This is a genomic window from Nostoc sp., assembly GCF_036917555.1.
GTDB lineage: Bacteria > Cyanobacteriota > Cyanobacteriia > Cyanobacteriales > Nostocaceae > Nostoc.
In genome coordinates, this window is sequence record NZ_JBALDD010000015.1 from 256,282 (window position 1) to 276,245 (window position 19,964).

Genomic DNA, 19,964 nt, shown 5'->3' on the forward strand with positions numbered 1-19,964 from the left:
ATCTGTTTATAGACTTTTACGAAGTTGTACGCTTTTAGGGTTTAGTGTAGGAAAGGCGTAAGGAATCAAATACTCACCTTTGGGAATTTGTGAGTTTGTGTTGTGATTTCTAACTTCGTAGCCCATAGCTCGCAGAGACTGAAGATAGGAGAAGACATCTTCTGCTTTCACACCCCATCGGTCTGCAAGCTCTGTGGTTGAAAGTTGAGCCGCAGTACCAATGCACCTCGTCACACATTGGATTACACGCCAAAGTGGTTTAACTTTCAACTGAGGATGAAAAGTTATTATTCCACTAATTCGAGCATTGTATTGATAATATCCAGATAACTGAACTAAATCCGCTTTTCCTGTCGCTTCAGTTAACTTTTCTTCAAAAGCTTTCCAAAGAGATGTATATAACTGTGTATCAAGAGCCTTAGCACAAAGCTTAACTGAACACGTTCCCAGAACCCATTCATCATGACCACAAGACGGATTAACATCTATCACAAATTGATATTCTTCTTCGCAATTATCATTGATATCTGCTGTAAACAGCCAGCATGAATCATTCAAATCGTAGGATATATAAATCTTTACACTTTCAGAAGTTTGTTTTGTTGTCCAAGAAAAATCAGCAGATAAAAATCTGATCATTTTTCCTTTGTCTTCATATTTAAAATGAGGTATAGATAAAATTTTTCCTGCTTGATATAAATCTGTAATTGCAGATTTAGCCTTTTGAGAATAAATTTCGGTTAACTTTCTTTTACGCTGCCGAAAACCTAGCTTTTTATTTTCAGGTAAGTAAATTATAGGGAAAGGTAATTTAAATTTAATTACTTGTTCTAAAATACTAAGAGCCAATATCCGCCCAAGTTGAGGAGGCACTGAATTTCCAATTTGTTGAATAGAAATCTGCCTATTCCCAATAAGTTCATAGTCATCAGGAATAGTTTGTAATCTCTTTAACTCTGCAATCGAAAACTTACGATTTTCCCAACTGAAAGGTCCGGTGTATTGTCCTCCTTTTGCTTTAATTGTTCGTACTGGATTTGTTGGATCTGCTTTATAAAGAAAATCTGAAAACTTTGATCTCCAGCTAAATATTGGGTTAGGATAACCCATCTCTTTTGTATAAAAACTATAGTTCAGTCCAGGTGGAATGTGTTCGAGTAGATGTCCAAAACGTCCGCCTAGACCTGTTTCTATTTCTGAAATGTCAGCGCCTTCTACAGCTTCTCTTGCTGAATAATAAGAATTTTGATTTAGAGAATCTGGGCCATGAGTAGGATGAGGAAATAAATATTCGCCTTCTTTTAATCCAACAATAAATAAACGTTCTCGATGTTGAGGTACTCCATAATCAGCGGCATCAAGAATCCGAAAATAAATGTTATAGCCAACTTCTCTAAAAGCTTTTTGAATTTCTTGCCAAGCTTTTCCTCCATTGGCACCAGTTATTCCATATACATTTTCAAATAAGAATCCTTTTGGCTTAAGTACATTGAGAATACGAACATATTCTTGAAATAGTGTACCTCTAGCATCAGTTGTTCCAGACACTCCAGCAGCTCTACGTCCAGCAGCAGAGAAAGTTTGACAAGGGGGGCCTCCAATAATAAAGTCTACCGTCAGATGAGATTCAGGTAAATAATCTCTAATATCAATGCAGACAGCTTCAGAGCCTTCTAGCCATTTCTCTGGTAAAGAATTCCTTTGTAAAGTCTGAACATATTTAGCTTCAAGCTCTACCATTTGAATGATTTCAAAGCCAGCATCATGAAATGCAATGTCTAATCCACCACCACCAGAAAATAAACTGAGTGTTTTAATGGGATTCAGTCCCTGTTGTATCAGCCATTGGCGGAGAGATTTACCAAAATTGTCAGTCCATGCTGCTTCTTGGCTGACTCTAAGAATGGCTAAAATATCTTGGAACCAAGTTGTATTAATTGGCTCGGAGCTAGACAAATTGAAAGAAAGAGACAACTGTCGCATTGCGTAACCTAAATATAACGCTTGTCAGTTGTGTAAAATACACTTTGGTAAAAGAAAGGGACTAAGGAATTAAGGACTAGAGTAGTGTATTCTATCCATCTGAAAACCGCTATATATAATAAAATCCCCTCTGACCACACTTACCTCAAAGGGGAAACTGTGTAGGGTAAGAGGGGATAACTCAGGGTAATGTTAGCTTTCGGAAGTTTCCTGCGAGAACTTCTTATGGATAGTTCTTGGGGATTCCCCATCAGCAGCTACGGTTATGAGATAGTCCATTAAACCATCTGAAAAGGGGAGACGTAGGTGGAAAGTACCATCGGGTTTGATTTTGATGGCATGACCACCAATGTTTATGCTGGTATTCGGTTGAGTTGCTCCGTGAATAATCAACTCAGCATCAGCGACAAACCAGAAATCTCCGTAGGGACGACTGAAAACCCGAACGTTAGCAGAACGGGCGATGAGTAACCAATGATCACCATCAGCAATATAGCCAATTTCAACCATGTAATCATGATCGCTCACAGGAATCGCCACAAAGCGATCGCGTGCTACTTCTTCAGATTCATACTGCTGGACAAGCTGGGGACTTTGATAACTCAAGTCAATCCCGGTGACATCATAGAGCCGCAGTACAAATTGAGAGCCGCCTTGTTGTCGCAGTGCTTCAGATTTAGCTTTGGAAATGTGCCAAGAGACATAAGCCCACTTGGGGGTCCGGGGTGTGAGGAAAATACTGCTCTCTTCTGGGGCAGTTTCTTCTTCTACATCTGCCAAACCAATAGCGGTTTCGCTTGCTAAAGCTACATTTTCAACGGTAGAATCTGTTGTCGAATCTGTAGGCACTGGACTAAAGACACGAACGATCGCAGAACGGGCAATGAATAACCAGCGTAGTTTACCGCCGTAGGCATCGCCATCAGCGACATAGCCAATTTCAGCTATGTAATCGCGATCGCTGATGGGAATTTCTACAAAGCGATCGTGTGCTGTCTCTTCACATTCATACTGCTGGACAAACTGAGGATTTTGATAACTCAGGTCTATTCCAGTCACATCATACAGCCGCACTACCAATTGAGAGCCGCCCTGTTGTTGCAGTGCTGCTTTCTTAGCTTCGGAAATCTCCCAAGAGACATCAGCCCATTGGTAAGTGCGGGGTGTGAGGACAATACTGCTCTCTTGTTGGACATCTACCAAATCAACATCTGTTTTATCGGCGATTGCGACATCATCAACTACGGGATCTGGATTTACAGGACTGAAGACATGAACGATCGCAGAACGGGCGATGAATAACCAGCGTAGTTTACCGCCGTAGGCATCGCCATCAGCGATATAGCCAATTTCAGCCATGTAGTCGCGATCGCCCAGGGGAATGTCCACCAATCCGTCGTTTGCTGTTTCCTCAGATTCATACAGCTTTACAAGCTGCGGAGTTTGATAACTCAAGTCAATGCCAGTCACATCATACAGCCGCACTACCAATTGAGAGCCGCCTTGTTGCTGCAGTGCTGCTTTTTTGGCTGCAGAAATCTCCCAAGAGACATGAGCCGATGTATCAGTATCTGGTGTAAGCACAATACTGCTTTCTTCATCTGCATCTACCAAACCAATAGCTGTTTCGGCTGCGATTGCCACATTATCAACTACAGGATCTGGATTCACAGGACTGAAAACACGAACAATTGGGGAACGAGCGATGAATAACCAGTGTTCGCCATAAGCAATATAACCAATTTCAGCTATGTAGTCGCGATCCCCCTGGGGAATCTCTACAAAGCGATCGTCTGCTGTCTCTGCACATTCATACTGCTGTACCAGTTGTGGACTTTGATAGCTCAAATCAATACCAGTCACATCATACAGCCGCACTACCAATAGAGTACCGCCTTGTTGCCACAGTTCTGCTTTCTTGGCTGTGGAAATCTCCCAAGAGACATGAGCCGATGTATAAGTATGTGGTGTGAGCCCAATACTGCTTTCTTCATCTGCATCTACCAAACCATTAGCTGTTTCGGCTGTGATTGCCTCATTTTGAGCATCTGATCCGAAAGTGCTAGCCCAAGCACCAACTCCCGCACCTGCTGCTAAAGCCGCCGTAGCGGCCAAATCTGTGGAGTTAGCTTCAGCAACACCTTCCCCAACAGTCGGCTCAGCGGGAAGTTCTGACTCTGGCAAATTTAAAGTGGGTTCAGCTGCGTCCGCTACCACATTTAATGCATCTTTACTCAATAAATCTTCGGGAAATTCAGGTAAATCGAGCAGTGAGGATGTTTCTTCTGTCGCTGATGCTTCCACATCGGCTGTCACTTCCTCAGACTCTGCTAAGGGCAATTCATCTATTGAGGCTGTATCTTCAGTTGAGGTGATACTCTCTAGCCAGTTCAATTCTGCCTGAAGTTCCTCATCTACCTCATCTTCACTAATTGCTGTATCCCAATATCCAAAATCAGATGTTATTTCTGGCACATCTGGTAATTCTGGAAGTGGGGTTGTTACTTCAGATGAAGACAGTTCCACATCAGATACCTCTTCTGGAATATTACCCAGGTGAGGATATGAAGTATTGACTACAGCCGCCGGAGCTTCTATATCCCATGCAATTTCATCAGAATCAGGAGTGTTTCTCTCCGTATAATTATTTAGCTCGACTGTCTCATCAATTGCGTTTGTTTCTGTTTCTTTGTTGCTAAAGGTAGACCAGGTAGCCGCTCCGATGCCTGTTGCTATAGCCGCACCACCTAAAGCTGCGGCTCCTAAGTTGTTATTTTCCGAGCCATTAGCTACACCTGATGTCGCACCTTCATAGAGGTTAGAAGTACCATTACTTGTCTCTTGTACTAAATTTGCTGTCCCCTGAGTAGCATTTTGGTTCAGATCAGATTGTGTTTGAGCGTAGATGTTGAAAGAAGTGCGATCGGGGGATTCTTGCTCTTGGAAATGCGGTACTGCCTGCTCCTCCAGCGTCGCTCCATTAAGGGAGGAACCTGTGCTGGACTCGACGAGCGCCGCCGTTTCTCCATTGGGTGGATGAGGATTTGATTCTGGTAAATTGTCTGTTTTCTCAGCCGGCAATGGGCGTTTTTTCAGAATCCACCATAGTACAGATCCACCTACAGTCAGAAAAAAGACAGGTAGCAGCAACCACAATGGTGTTTCTTTATTTACAATTGGAGTGCTTTGTGCAGGAGCAGCCACAAAGGGCTGTTCGCCAAATACAGAATTAGTAGCATTAGGGGAAGGCGTAGGCGCTGGTGTCGTTTGGACACCTGGAGAAGTCGCAACAGCAGGTTGTAATACGCTGGCTGCGATCGCCTCAGCTTCCACAGTTCTACCTTTTTCTATAGCCTGCTGTCCTGGGGGTGCTAGGGTAAAACCAAGAAAATCTACTGTGGTTAAACTCTGATTTTTTTTGTAAACGTAAACTAAAGGTTGCGAGAAGGGATATTTAGCATCATCTGGTAAGGCTTGATGTAATTGCAAAACTCGCACCCCTTTCAACTTCGACACCTGATTAGCTAACACATAGCTGATGCCGTCTTTGCCTAGTTGTTTGATGATTTCTGCGGTATTATCGTCAGTTACTTGGGTAGCATTAGCCCCTGTAGCAAATTCAGCATTTTTGAAGGCTGGATAAGTACGAAAAGTATTGCGAGTTTCACTCGCGATCGGGCGATCGATGAACCGAATCTTTCCTGAAGGCCCTCCCAGTTGCGACCAATTTGTAATTTGTCCCCGGAAAATCCGGGCGAATTGCTTACTAGTTAAGCTTCCTTTAAAAGGATTGTCTGCACCAACTACGATCGCAATCTTCTCACGCTGCAAACGAATTTGCTCTAGTCCTTGAGCTTTTTCTGCTGGCGTTAACCCGCGCCCCATTGCGACTATATCGATTTTGCCATCTAGCAAATTTTTCAGCGCCGTCTCAGTGCCGTTAGCAGCAACTTCAACCTTTTTACCAGCAAACTGTTTTTCAAAACTTTCTTTCAGGCTTTGGTTGATTGCACTCAAGCTACTGGAACCGTCAATCCGCACTATCGATTCATTTTGCCCTGTTTGTGGCAGTGGCGAAGAGGTAGCTTCAGGTGTAGATTGTGCCAGCATCGGTGCTGATACCACCAGAGATGCTGCCATCGGGGTTGTAGCTAAGGCAACCCATAATACCAGCCTGACTATCGAAGTATCTTTTTTTTCTTGTTGCCACATAAGCCCCTTAATTAAAGTAAAAAATAGAAAGCCTGCCAGTCCTAAATCGCGATCTTTATAAAGATAATGGAGGAGACGGGCTAATTATACATCTGAGTTATCTTTAGTTCTAATTACTTTAAATTACTTATGCTGATTTATACTTCGCCGTAGTTTGGATAGCATGATAATTTATACTCTAATTGCCAAAGTCTGTTTACTATAAATTTTTCTAAGTTAGATTGCAACTTATACCAAGTTGGTAGTTTATGGCCACAATTATGAATTATTGAATTACTAAAACTGGTAAAGTGTAGCAAATTCAATATTATTTAACAATATTATTTTCAGTAGTGCTGAGTTTTGAGTGCTGAGTGCTGTTAGCGGATAGCTAAGGTTTAGCCCGTGCTGAGTAAAAATTCCAGTTCCTAGAACATTTTCATGCAAGGCTTTTGAAACTCGCTTCATTGAGACTGTCTTAAATGAATACTTATTGTTCAGCACTCATTTGAGATAACAATGACAATCTGGCTTATCAATCAGTGACTCCACCAAAGCATTTAAGGCAGTTGCAGCTAAAGCACCACCTGCCAAAGTCCCTTCAACTGTAATATAAGGTATCCCTTGTTGCATCAGTTGTCGCTTGGCTGCGGGAGCATGACTAAAGCCAATGGGCATTCCAATTACTAATGCAGGCTGAATTTTTTGGTTAGCGATCGCTTCACAAGTTTCCAGAAGTACTGAGGGAGCATAACCAACTACCAGCACACAACCCTTACTTACTTGTAGCAATTCTGTTCGCCATTCTTGATGTTGCCAAAAGGCGAGTTCTGCTTCAGTGGCGGTGGTAATATGGGGGTTATTAATTAAGGTTTCGGTGCGGCATCCCAAGTGAAGTAATCGGGTTTGATCTAAAGCAGCAGCAACCGTTTGAGTATCGACAACAATTTGACAACTTGAAGATAAAGCTTCTCGACTAGCTGCGATCGCATCTCGACTCAATTTAACAAAGGATACTAAACTGACATCGCCACAAGCCAAAACCAACTGAGAAATTAAATGCTGTTCAATTTCCGAACGGTGAGACAAATCAGGAAGTAAGCGTTGTAGCGATTCTGTAAAAGCTTCCGAATGGGTATGAATTTCGGCATCCAAGCCACTCCAGAGATTTTCCAATCCCCCCAATCCAGCTTGGGTTTCAACATCAAGTAACTTGAGTTGTGCCAAAACTTCCGCTTGGATAATTTGACAATGGCGATCGCGCCCCAATAATCCTTCTAATGCTGATGCAGTTTGTCGCAGTTGGGAAATTTGTTGCATCACCGCGCGATATTGCTGTTGGAGTTGTCCCATTAGGTTAACCGTTGTATCGGCTTCTGGTTCGACTTCCAAAATATTGCGGATATGGTTTAGCTGAAACCCCTGCTGCTTCAGTGCGACAATCCGTTGCAACCGGAGGACATCTTTTTCGGTGTAGAGGCGGTAATTGCTGCGCGATCGCACTGGTTGCGGTAACAGTCCCAATTGATGGTAATGGCGCACCATCCGCGGAGTTAAACCGCCGCCAACTGCATCAGTGAGTTCTTTAATAGTTAAGCTACCAGCGTTCATGATTTACTCCAACAACGGCAAAATTCTTTGTAACTCTTCACAAGCCGCCTGAAGAGATGGCGGTGCATTTTCATCTAAACTCCCTTGAGAACACTGGCTTACTAATTGTTCAACACCAGGTTTACAAATTGCCTCATTTTTAGGGAATTTTGGATATTTGGATTTTTCTGCTTCTTCTTCAACAACTTCTCTCGTTAACAAATAATGTATCCAAGTTTCGATATTTCTTTTTGGCACGAAGATTGCTATTTTTTCATCAGGCTTACGAAGTTCCTGTGAATTTTCTATCAGTGCATTATCTAATTCTTTCAGTATTGCCTTTACTGTCGCAGTATCTGCATCAATCAATACTACTAGCATTCCTGAACGATAGTTTTTTCTCCGGTATTCTTTAACCTCTGCTGCATAATGCTTTCTAACAAACTGCTCTCCTGCACCTTTACCTGTTGGGGAAGTTCTAATTGTGATGTTTTTTGGATTTATATTAAAGCCTCGCTTTTTCAAAAAATGATATGCAAAAACTTGCTGTTGTAGATCCTCACACAAGATTACTATCTGTACTCTATTCTGGGTCATACAGCCAGCCCCGTGCAATTAGTTCTGAAATTGGTAATCCCGAATTTTCAGCTTCTTGATTACTAATTGGTTTTACTCGTACAGGTGCATTGCTTCGACGCTCAAACCAATAACCTATGGGTGAAGCTAGAAGATAATTAATTAATACAGGATGATGGGAGATTAGTAAAGCTTGTATTTTTCCGTCAATACAGAAATCATAAAGTTGAATTAGCCAAGGTTGAATTTCTGGCAAAGCTAAAAAACTTTCTGGCTCATCAATGCAAAGTGTATAATCTTCAGATTCAGTGCTATAAAGAATGGTGTACAGAGCAATTACCACCTTTTGACCATCGGATAATTCACTAAAGCGATAATCGATAGTATTTTTCCTATCTTGATTTGTTGAAAATTTTAATTTTAGAGTTCGATAATTTTCACTAAAATGTTCAAAATTAAAACTTACAAATCCATCTAATACATTTTTTAAAACGTTAATAATTTCAGCAACTTTACCTTGATCTTTGGAAATGTAGCGATACCAAGAAACAAAATTTTCCATTCTTGAAGTTAAATAATTTTCTTCCTTTTCACTACCATCAAGCATAATACTAGGAATAATTTGTACAATAATGAATCGCTGCATACGTTTTATGAACCAGGCCAACTTTGTGCTGTCACTATCTACCGTAAATAACCATAGTAAAGATCCTAATGGTGAAGGGAAAGGAGCTTTTGCAACCTCTTGATAATCATCGCTAAAAAGTTGAACTTCGCCCACCTCAGACTTTAGCAAAACTTGATTATTAAACCAGAGACGCTCATATTCAACATGACTTTTACCTTGATTATGTATAATAGCAAATTCATATTTATAATTACCACTATTTCCAGCAATTTCTAGCTCAAAACGCTGAATTCGTAAAGTCTGCCAGCGAGTACAGTCAGTAGATTTAAAAATTCCTTCTGCTTTTTCGTCACCACTTATAAAAATTTGAATTTTCCGTAAAACTTCAAAAACTGTTGATTTCCCTGCTCCGTTACCACCAAGAAACAGGTTAATCGAGTCAAAACTCATCTCGAAATTTACCAAGCCACGAAAATTATCAATATATATTCGCTTTAGCATAGATTTTTTCCTACTAGTACAATTTTAAACGTAACAGTTAAATCGTTGCATTTACCCACATTCCGCTTTTTAAAAACGCTTCAACAAGACAGATAAAGATTTAACTTTGCGTACCTCTGCGCTTCCCTCAGCGCCCCTTTGCGTTTCAAAATATTTATAAACCTTGACATTAACATTAATGTCAAGGTTTAGCCTGAGAGAGTCCCTGTTAATTCACCTCTCATGCTCTACCCCCAACGTTTGAACCAATTCACCAGAGAACACGGAGATACCGTAGCCGCCCTTTTGTGTGGCTTACTGCTATTTCTCGGATGGTTCGCCTTGCATCTCGGTTGGTTGGGATTGGCATTCTTGCTACTACCCGCTGCTTATGTAATTGGTGGTTACGAAAGTGCGCGGGAAGGATTGACTACTCTCTTCAAAGAAAAAGAACTTGATGTAGATTTGCTGATGATTGTCGCCGCCATTGGTGCTGCTAGTCTCGGCTTATGGCGAAGAGAATATCATCTAATTATTGATGGGGCAATTCTGATTCTGATCTTTGCCATCAGTGGTGCATTAGAAGGCTATGCTATGCAGCGAACTGAGCGGAGTATCCGTAGTTTGATGAGTTTAACACCAGATACAGCAAGGGTTTTACTTCAGGGAAGAGAAGAAGAAATTCCTATCACTCAGCTAAAGGTGGGTGATGAGCTTGTTGTCAAACCTGGAGAGTTAATTCCTACTGATGGAATAATTTTATCTGGTTACAGCACCCTCAATCAAGCTGCAATTACAGGCGAGTCTTTACCTGTAGAGAAAACGGTGGGCGAAGAAGTATTTGCCGGTACACTTAACGGCTATGGTGCATTGCAAATTAAAGTACACAAATCAGCCCAAAGCAGTTTGATTCAGCGGGTGATTCGTTTGGTAGAACAAGCAAAGACTCAAGCACCACCTTCCCAAGAGTTTATTGATCGCTTTGAAAAAGGATATGCCAAAGTCATTGTAGTAGCCGGAATATTACTGGCAACTTTACCGCCATTTCTTTGGGGATGGGATTGGGAAACAACAATTTATCGCGCTCTTACCTTCCTTGTGGTGGCTTCTCCCTGTGCGTTGATGGCTGCAATTATGCCCACCCTGCTTTCAGGAATTGCCAATGGTGCAAGACAGGGGATTTTGTTTAAAAATGGGGCGCAGTTGGAGAAAATTGGCAAAGTCCGAGCGATCGCATTTGATAAAACTGGTACTCTTACAACAGGACAGTTGCAGGTATTTCAGGTAATTACAAATAGTAAATACACTCTTCATGATGTATTAAAAGCCGCTGTTAGTATAGAATCATCTTCCGAACATCCCATCGGTAAGGCAATTGTACAAGCTGCTGGTGATTTAAATTGGGTTGGTGCAATCCAAGTGCAAGCTATACCAGGACAGGGAATTGTCGGAATTGCTCAAGAACAACAAATAATTGTCGGGAATGCCATTTTTGTGCAGCAATATGTAACAAATTTACCTGAAGAATTGCAAGAAATAGTTCAATCTTGGGAGCAAGACGGTAAAACTGTGGTTTGGGTAGCACGGGGAACAGAGGTGATGGGTGTAATTGCGATCGCAGATGAGGTGAGAGTCGAAGCAGCCGCAACCATCAGCCGATTAAAGAAACTAGGAGTTGAACAAATTGTCATGTTAACTGGGGATAATCAAAAAACTGCTCATAGTGTCGCCAAAGCAGTAGGAATTGATCGGGTATATGCCCAACTTCTACCAGAAGATAAGCTGAATGTTATCCGCCGTTTACAGCAACAATATCAAACTGTGGCAATGGTAGGCGATGGCATTAATGATGCACCAGCTTTAGCGCAAGCATCTGTGGGTATAGCGATGGGAGTATCTGGTAGTGATGTGGCATTGGAAACCGCAGATATCGTACTGATGGCAGACAGGTTAGAAAAAATTGCTGTAGCGATGCATTTAGGCAGGCGATGCCTACGGCGGCAAGCTACGCAACTCATAGTAAAACAAAATATAGTTGTAGCGTTGAGTTTCATTATGTTGCTTTTAGTCGGCAACTTTCTCGGAAATATTAACTTACCCATCGGCGTCATTGGCCATGAAGGTTCCACAGTGTTAGTTACTCTCAGTGGACTAAGATTATTGAAATAAGATAAAACGCAATACAGTTCAGAATGAGCAACAAAACCCAGATGTAGAGACGCGATTTATCGCGTTTTAAAATACCCGAAATTACTGAAATTGATGAATTAGAAACTTTCGTCGGGTCAAAAAACAAAATTTGGGTATGGAATGTAATCAGTACTCAATTTGCATTAGACGTAAATTATTATTTTAAACTCCTAACTCTTAACTCTTAACTCTTAACTCTTGCTCATGCAAACCGATCCAAAACCAGGAACACTTTACGTTGTCGGCACACCAATTGGCAATCTGGAAGATATCACCTTTCGGGCGGTACGAATTTTGCAAACTGTGGATATCATTGCTGCAGAAGACACGCGTCATACTGGGAAACTGCTACAGCATTTTCAAGTTAAAACGCCCCAGGTGAGTTACCACGAACACAATCGTACCAGCCGTATTCCAGAATTATTAGAGCATTTAGTTAATAATAAAGCGATCGCTCTTGTGAGTGATGCTGGGATGCCAGGTATTTCCGATCCTGGATATGAACTGGTGAAAGCCTGTATTGAGGCGGGAATTCCAGTAGTTCCGATTCCTGGCGCTAGTGCAGCAATTACCGCTTTGAGTGCATCTGGACTACCAATAGATCGATTTGTCTTTGAAGGCTTTCTCCCGGCGAAAACTCAACACAGACAAGAACATTTAGAATCTCTGCAAACAGAATCTCGCACATTGATCTTCTATGAATCGCCACACCGTTTGCGAGATACTTTGCAAGACTTAGCAGAGGTTTGGGGAAGCGATCGCCAAATTGTGCTAGGACGGGAGTTAACTAAATTGTATGAGGAATTTTGGCGGGGGACAATTGCTGAAGCGATCGCTTACTACACTCAACGAGAACCCCAAGGTGAATATACATTAGTAGTAGCCGGAATTCCAGCCAGTCAGCCCCAACTGACAGAAGAAGAATTGAAAGCCGAATTGAAACAGTTAATTAGTCAAGGAATATCGCGATCTCAAGCTAGCCGTCAGTTAGCAAAATTTACCTCCCTTCCCCGTCGCCAACTTTATCAACTAGCTCTTTCTATAGTCTTCAGTTCTGAGCCTTAAACAGCTAATATCGCTTTTTTTAAAATTAAAAATCCAGATATGAAAAGTATATACTTCTTTATTCTTTCTTCCCTTTGTGTCTTTCTCTACGAGATACTACGCTTACTGATACAGGCAAGCAAGCTACACGTCGTATCTCATCTAGAAGGCAATTAGCTTCTTTATCTACATCTTGTATGATGTCAAATAAGACTGCTATACAAATACTTGAATGTACAGAATGTTACTAATTTGTATATTCATCCTCAAAGATGACCTGGTGAATATTCAAATGATGTCTAAAGATTTTTGATAATAGTTCTCTAGATAGATCAGAAATTTTGGAGACAAACTTTAATATGAAAGAGTCAAATGCAAACAAAGCAGATTTCCAGTGAAGGAGAAATTCGATGACTAACATTATTGCTTGGTTGGTTTTGGGTTTAATTGCAGGTGCGTTAGCTAAGTTATTTTATCCTGGAACCCAAGGTGGCGGTATTATCTCTACCATTATATTAGGAATCCTTGGAGCCGTATTGGGTGGTTATTTGGGTCAAGTATTGTTAGGAAGTAGTTCGGCAGCGGCTGCATCTGTAGGAGCTTTATCTCTGGGAAGCATTTTATTTGCTGTGATTGGTGCAATGATACTAATTTTCCTTTGGGGTTTACTGACTCGTCGAGCTGTGTAATTACTTCAAATTTAGGTAACAATCTTGGGAATCACTTCTAACTGCAATAAACCGATAAAATGACATTAGAAAAAGAGCGAAGAACCATAGGAGTTTTCGCTGGGTATTCCGATGCACAATTGGTATTAAAGGAACTGAAAGCTTCTAATTTTCCAATGGACAAAGTTTCTGTTATTGCACGGAATACAGAAGAAAAAACTGATATTGCTAGTGTTGAAATTATAGAAAACACTGGCAATACATCCTCAGAAGATGCTGCTGGAGCCGTTGCTAGTGATGCTTTCGGGGGTATTACTGAATTATCAGTCAGTGTAGCCCTCTTAGTAATTCCTGGTATAGGCTCAGTCATCTTAGCCGGATCGGAAGTAACTGCGATCGCTACCACTTTAGCAGGTGGTTTGCCTACTTTGTTCCTAAGTTTAGGAATTTCTGAAAAGCAAGCACAGGGTTATAGCGATCTTGTCTATAAAGGTTACTATTTGGTGATAGTAACTGGTATAGACATAGAAATTCGTCTTGCCAAGAGGATTTTTAATCGCCGTGATATTCAACAATGGGGGGTTTATGAGCCATACTCAACCCCAAATAATCGTTATAGACACGCACTTGGTGTTTTTTATCAGCATCAAGACGCAGAAAGAGCGCTTACTGAACTGAAAACCGCTGGCTTTCCGATGAGTCAAATATCAGTAGTTGCTAAAAACACAAGTGGAATAAGTGATATTATTGAGGCAAATATCAGCAGTTCCCAAGATAACTACACTAATTTAGGAATTTCTGATGATCTAGCCAGAGATTATGAGCATCATCTGACGCTTGGGCATTACTTGTTAGTACTAAAAGGTACTGATATCTATGTAGCAGGTGCAAGAGCTATTTTAGAAAGTAACAAGATTCAACATTTTAGTATCTATAGCCAATCTGAACTTGATGCGGCTAGAAATGATCGCCAGGTTATTACGAACTTCTGATTAAACGTCAAGTTAATATCAAGAGGTTTTACAACACACCATAATTATATTCCTGAAACTTATTATATAGTACAAGAGTATTGCTTGTATTATATAATAAGTTTAATACTTCTATGGGTATAGGTTGGCTTTTGAAACCTTAACTTTTTAGTAGAATGAATACTGCTTGCGATAACTAAGGTTACGGTTGCTGTGTAGAGTAATGTACAATGGCATAGATATTATCATATTCAACTGTAAAAGCCACTATATTTAGCGTTCATACTAAATTGTGTTTTAATAAGTTTAATTTTCACTATCCGGCTGCTTAATTTTACTATCCAGCCGTTTTTTCAAACCCAAAGTTATTTAACCATCACAAGAGTATATTAAATGAGTATTGAATTATTTAATATTCCTCAAGGTTTTTTGAGAAAAAGGTGATGTCAATATTAAACCTAAGCAACAAGAGGGTAGTCTTTAAGTAAAATAGTAGTTTTATAACCAATCCTCCCATATCCGGTTCTAAACCCATTTCCATTTCTACAAGATAAAACCAGTGACCAGAGTTACGATAGCATTGTATTATAGTTCCCAATCCACCGATAAATTCTACATTTTGGCCTTTGCAAAATTTAGGTCTTGCTAGGTTAATTACTGTACTCATAAGAGCCACCATTTTTTATTAAAATCTAATGTTAAATTTCTAATCCAAAAATAAGTGTTTAATTATCCACTGCAAGATTCAATTACAAAATAAGGTAAATGCTCCTTTGGAAAGAAGTTATACTATTTAATGATTTATTTTTAATAAAAGGAGCAAAATATTAGATAAAATATTATTTATATAAATATAATTAAATAATTATTTAAAATAACGTTACATATATAAAAATTCTGAGGATAAAAATGATAGCAGTTAGTGCGCAAACAACTAGCCATATCCCAGATGAAGGAAAGATTCTACATTTATTTTGGATAGCAAAATACAATCATAATAGTCTCCAAAACAGAAATAATTTGAATACCTGCCTGGAATAATGTTGAACCGTTTGAAGATTGGAACCAAGATTGGAGTAAGTTTTGCTTTGAGTTTGGCAACTCTGACCACCATTGGTCTAATCTCCTACCAAAGCACGAATCAGCTAGTTGAAACTTCGCGCAAAGAAAGCCATACTTACCAGGTGTTAAGTCAGCTTGAAGACCTCAACTTGCAACTGACAAATGCTGAAACTGGGCAACGTGGTTACGTTCTGACTGGAGAACAGCGCTATTTAGAACCTTATAATGCAGCCATTCAAGTACTGGATCAAAAAGTTAAGGATCTTCATAATTTAACAACAGATAATCCCAAGCAGCAACAGCAGCTGGATATTTTACAGCCATTAATCACTCAGAAGCTGGACGAACTTAAAGAAACTATCGATTTGCGCCAAAACCTTGGTTTTGAAGCTTCTCAGAAGGTGGTTCTGACAGACCGAGGCAAGCAGCTAATGAGTGAAATCCGTAAAGTTATCCAGACGATGGAATATGAGGAGAATACACTGCTAAAACAGCGCTCTGAGAAGGCACAAGCAGCTGCTCGGCAAACACTCGCCACTATTATTTATAGTATTCCCTTATTTTCTTTGCTCTTAGCTTTGATCGGATTCGCCCTGACCAGACATATCTCAGCACCGCTAAAGCGAGTTTCTGATTTGGCTCAAAAGTTGGCAGATGGGGATTTATCTGTAAGTTTACCAGATAGCGATCGCCAAGATGAAATTGGTGTGTTGACGCGCACCTTTAACCAGATGATCGTTAATCTGCGAAACACAACTCAAAAAAATGACGAGCAAAACTGGCTAAAATCTAACTTAGCTGAATTTACCCAGATGCTCCAAGGGCAGCGAAATCTGGAAATTGTGTCTAGTCTGATCTTGTCGAATTTAGCACCACTGGTTGGAGCATCGCAGGGCGTTTTTTATGTAATGGACTCTATGGACGACCAGCCTGTGCTGAAGTTGTTGAGTGGTTATGCTTACAAAGAGCGGAAAAACCTAGCAAATCAGTTTCGCTTGGGTGAGGGATTGGTGGGACAATCAGCCCTAGAAAAACAAAGAATCCTCCTCACGGAAGTTCCCAATGACTATATCCGTATCAATTCCGGCTTGGGAGAAGCACCACCGCTAAATATTATTGTGTTACCCATACTATTTGAGGGGCAGGTAAATGCTGTAATTGAACTTGCCTCTTTTGGGCCTTTTAGTGAGTTACATCTGACATTTTTAGAGCAATTGAGTGAAAATCTGGGTGTATTTTTAAATAACATCGCCTCACAAGTGCAAACCCAGCAACTACTTGAAGAATCTGTTACTTTAACAGAGGAACTGCAAACCCAGCAAGAAGAACTACAGCAAAGCAATCAACGCCTGGAAGAACAGACACAAGAACTGGAGGAATCACAATTTCTTGTCAAGCAATCTAACGAAGAATTACAACAATTAAATGAGGAGCTAGAAGAAAAGGCAAAATTGTTAGAAGTTCAAAATCGGGAAGTGGCCCGCAAGAACCAGGAAGTTGAGCGAGCGAGGAAGTCTTTTGAAGAAAAAGCTGAACAACTGGCCTTGTCTTCCAAATATAAATCTGAATTTCTGGCGAACATGTCCCACGAGCTGCGGACACCGTTAAATAGCCTATTAATTTTAGCAAGGCTGCTAGCAGATAACTCTCTTAACAACTTGACCGACAAACAAGTAGAATACAGCCGGACTATTTACTCGGCTGGGACTGATTTGCTAGAATTGATCAATGATATTCTAGATTTGGCAAAAATTGAGTCGGGTACTATGTCGCTCGATATTGAGCAAATTGCTCTTGCAGATTTGGAGACATCTCTAGAGCAGACTTTTCGGCAAGTTGCCCACAAGAAAGAACTCAGTTTTACTATTGAACGGGATGAGAAGTTACCACCGACAATTTATAACGACTCCAAACGTCTGCAACAAGTGCTGAAAAATCTCCTAGCTAACGCCTTTAAATTTACACAACAGGGAGGTGTGAAGTTACAAATATTCCAAGTTGATAATTCCATGATTGCTTTTGCTGTCAGCGACACGGGCATAGGTATTCCAGCGGAAAAGCAGAAGATTATTTTCGAGGCATTTCAACAAGCAGATGGTACTACCAGTCGCAAGTACGGCGGAACTGGCTTGGGTTTGTCTATCAGCCGTGAATTAGCTCAACTGTTGGGAGGGAGAATTGAACTACTTAGCCAACCAGGACGGGGAAGCACCTTCACCCTTTACTTGCCCAGACGACAGGAAAAAAATGGTCAAAATATTACTACACCATCCCTTGAGCCAACCACCTCTATCCGCACAGCATCGACCATCAAAGAAGTGTCAATGGTGGAAAACAGACCGACAACCGTGGACATCTCTCCATCAGTAAAAGTACTTCCCAGCTTACCCAACGATATTCCAGATGACCGGGAAATAATTCAACTAGGCGATCGCATTTTGCTAATTATCGAGGATGACGATAAATTCGCCCGCATCTTACTAGATATGGCACGTCAGCAAGGCTTTAAAACCATCGTTGCTTTACAGAGTAAACAAGGTTTAGCACTCGCGCAACAGTTTAAACCGAATGCGATTATGCTAGATATCCACATGCCAGAGATGGATGGTTGGACGGTGCTGGATCGTCTGAAGCATAAACCAGATACCAGACATATACCAGTACACATACTTTCTGTTGATGAAAGACAACAACGGGGATTACATCTGGGAGCGATTACTTATTTACAAAAACCCGTGTCTCCAGAAGCGCTAACTCAGGTATTGACTGAGATTAAAGGCTTTATTGAACGTCAGGTAAAAAATCTCCTGATCGTAGAAGATGACGCAGTACAAGCCCAAAGTATTATCGAACTGATTGGTAATAGTGATGTCCAGAGTACAGCAGTGGGTACGGGGGCAGAAGCCCTCTCGATTTTGCGATCGCATCACTTTGATTGTATGGTACTGGATCTCGGTCTGCCCGATATGAGCGGGTTTGCCCTAATTGAGCAGATAAAACTTGAACCCAGGCTTTTGAAACTGCCGATAATTGTTTACACTGGCAAAGAACTCAGCCGACAAGAAGAAACCCAGCTGCGGGGACTTGCAGAGACAATTATTATTAAAAATGTGCGATCGCCAGAGCGGTTGTTAGACGAAACTGCCCTATTTTTGCATCGGGTGCAAGCAAATTTGCCCACACCAAAGCGGCAAATGCTAGAGCAACTACATCAAACTGACCCGGTACTGGCTAATCGGAAAATTTTGATTGTAGATGATGACCTCCGAAATATTTTTGCCCTGACCAGCTTTTTAGAAAGCTATCAAATGCAAGTGCTGTTTGCCGAAAACGGTAGAGATGGCATAGAGAGGCTGCAAACTAATCCTGAAATTAATATAGTTTTAATGGATATCATGATGCCGGAAATGGATGGTTACGAAACCACCCGCGCCATCCGCCAACTACAACAGTTTCGTTCACTACCAATCATTGCTTTAACTGCCAAAGCTATGCCAGGTGATAAGGAAAAGTGCATCGAAGCAGGAGCCTCTGACTACATCACCAAACCTGTAGATACTGAGCAACTGCTTTCACTACTCCGGGTTTGGCTGTATCGTTAAGGAGTCACGTCGCTTTGCTCCGAATTCAAAATTTAAAACTTGTACTGAGCAGCGTCGAAGTATTCAAAATTCTTGCATTATTGATCCCCATAAATAAATTCAGGGGCTTGTATCTTTACTTTATGTATATATAGGAATCCTATTTGATTTTTGAAAAAACTCAGTACATATCTATTACCTATTTTCGTTATTTTCATTCAACTTTTGCATAAATTCTTGATGTTCAATGGCAGCTAAACCTGCTTGTAACACAGATAACACCGTTGCCATTTCTCCTGACAGCAAAGCAGATATTGCTAACCACAACCCCGGAAACACCTGACTGCGAATAATTCCCTGCTCATCGGTTGGTAGCAAAACATACTCGTCTGCTTGCAGCCTAAACCAATCCAACTGATTATCTAATGTTCGCCAGACAATATACTCCTGTACTCCATTCCGTCGATAGGTGCGTTTTTTATCATGTAAGTCGATGGCTGCACTGCTTGCTGCCACTTCTATCACTAGTTCGGGTGCGCCTTGGATATAATCATCCTCACTAATCAATGCCTGTTTGCCCGGAATGAACAGTACCGCGTCAGGCTGTGGTTCATTATCCGGATCTAAACGCACTGTGGGTTCAATTCCCAGAACAAGGCCAGGCGTTGCCGTTTTATAGTTCCACAACCACCCGATCAGGTTTCCATGTGGTTCCCCATGACTTTTAATTCTCAGTGGCGATGCCATAATATACACAACTCCTTCAACCAGTTCAGCTTTTCTTAGATGCGGCATTGCCTGATAACGACGCTCAAATTCGTAGCGAGATAAGCGATCGCCATTTTCCAGAGGTAAAACTGAAATCATTTTTTTAGGAGTTGCAACCATCCCTTTGTCCTCTTTACCCAAATTGTCCAAACTGAATCAAAGTATTCTAATTTGGCAGTGCTGCATCCATTTTACTACCGCATATCAAAAAGCTCTTGTGCAGCGATTAGAG

Annotated in this window: 12 protein-coding genes and 1 pseudogene; 6 read left to right on the forward strand and 7 right to left on the reverse strand. The window is 41.0% G+C overall.

From position 1 onward, the window contains the following. Positions 1–6: 6 nt before the first annotated feature. The 5 genes from V7K60_RS06315 to V7K60_RS06335 all read right to left on the reverse strand — a co-directional run bounded on the left by V7K60_RS06315 (position 7) and on the right by V7K60_RS06335 (position 9,469). Positions 7–1,983 carry a DNA cytosine methyltransferase gene (locus V7K60_RS06315; RefSeq protein WP_334923858.1) on the reverse strand — a complete coding sequence of 659 codons (1,977 nt, stop codon included), beginning with the start codon at positions 1,981–1,983 and terminating at the stop codon, positions 7–9. A gap of 192 nt (positions 1,984–2,175) precedes the next feature. Continuing rightward, the gene (locus V7K60_RS06320) at positions 2,176–6,195 is read right to left on the reverse strand and encodes a DUF4912 domain-containing protein (RefSeq protein ID WP_334923860.1); all 4,020 of its coding nucleotides are present in this window, start codon (positions 6,193–6,195) and stop codon (positions 2,176–2,178) included. A gap of 483 nt (positions 6,196–6,678) precedes the next feature. After that, positions 6,679–7,785 carry a precorrin-8X methylmutase gene (locus V7K60_RS06325; protein ID WP_334923862.1) on the reverse strand — a complete coding sequence of 369 codons (1,107 nt, stop codon included), beginning with the start codon at positions 7,783–7,785 and terminating at the stop codon, positions 6,679–6,681. Positions 7,786–7,788: 3 nt separating this feature from the next. Beyond that, complete coding sequence (locus V7K60_RS06330; protein WP_334923864.1) at positions 7,789–8,361, reverse strand: hypothetical protein; 573 nt, start codon at positions 8,359–8,361, stop codon at positions 7,789–7,791. Further along, positions 8,348–9,469, reverse strand: coding sequence for an AAA family ATPase (locus V7K60_RS06335; protein ID WP_334923866.1), 1,122 nt, complete (start codon positions 9,467–9,469; stop codon positions 8,348–8,350). The genes V7K60_RS06330 and V7K60_RS06335 overlap by 14 nt, the downstream gene beginning before the upstream one ends. A gap of 222 nt (positions 9,470–9,691) precedes the next feature. Between V7K60_RS06335 and V7K60_RS06340 the strand changes: the two genes are divergently transcribed. From V7K60_RS06340 to V7K60_RS06360, 5 genes and pseudogenes are all read left to right on the forward strand, one after another. Continuing rightward, positions 9,692–11,617 carry a heavy metal translocating P-type ATPase gene (locus V7K60_RS06340; RefSeq protein ID WP_334923868.1) on the forward strand — a complete coding sequence of 642 codons (1,926 nt, stop codon included), beginning with the start codon at positions 9,692–9,694 and terminating at the stop codon, positions 11,615–11,617. 68 nt (positions 11,618–11,685) lie between these two features. After that, positions 11,686–11,775, forward strand: a pseudogene (locus V7K60_RS06345) (IS1 family transposase); the annotation flags it as partial. A gap of 67 nt (positions 11,776–11,842) precedes the next feature. Next, positions 11,843–12,703 carry a 16S rRNA (cytidine(1402)-2'-O)-methyltransferase gene (rsmI, locus tag V7K60_RS06350; RefSeq protein ID WP_334923870.1) on the forward strand — a complete coding sequence of 287 codons (861 nt, stop codon included), beginning with the start codon at positions 11,843–11,845 and terminating at the stop codon, positions 12,701–12,703. 389 nt (positions 12,704–13,092) lie between these two features. Further along, the gene (locus V7K60_RS06355) at positions 13,093–13,371 is read left to right on the forward strand and encodes a GlsB/YeaQ/YmgE family stress response membrane protein (protein WP_292738193.1); all 279 of its coding nucleotides are present in this window, start codon (positions 13,093–13,095) and stop codon (positions 13,369–13,371) included. 59 nt (positions 13,372–13,430) lie between these two features. Then, complete coding sequence (locus V7K60_RS06360; protein WP_334923872.1) at positions 13,431–14,342, forward strand: hypothetical protein; 912 nt, start codon at positions 13,431–13,433, stop codon at positions 14,340–14,342. Between the two features lie 388 nt (positions 14,343–14,730). On the opposite strand, the gene V7K60_RS06365 is transcribed toward V7K60_RS06360, so the two are convergent. Beyond that, on the reverse strand, positions 14,731–14,988 hold the full coding sequence (locus V7K60_RS06365) for a hypothetical protein (RefSeq protein WP_334923874.1): 258 nt from the start codon (positions 14,986–14,988) through the stop codon (positions 14,731–14,733). A 373-nt stretch (positions 14,989–15,361) separates the two neighbouring features. Between V7K60_RS06365 and V7K60_RS06370 the strand changes: the two genes are divergently transcribed. Then, positions 15,362–18,985, forward strand: a complete 3,624-nt coding sequence (locus V7K60_RS06370) for a response regulator (protein ID WP_334923876.1) — start codon at positions 15,362–15,364, stop codon at positions 18,983–18,985. A 174-nt stretch (positions 18,986–19,159) separates the two neighbouring features. On the opposite strand, the gene V7K60_RS06375 is transcribed toward V7K60_RS06370, so the two are convergent. After that, entirely contained in the window at positions 19,160–19,852 is a 693-nt protein-coding gene (locus tag V7K60_RS06375) for a Uma2 family endonuclease (protein WP_334923878.1), read from the reverse strand. Between the last annotated feature and the right edge of the window lie 112 nt (positions 19,853–19,964).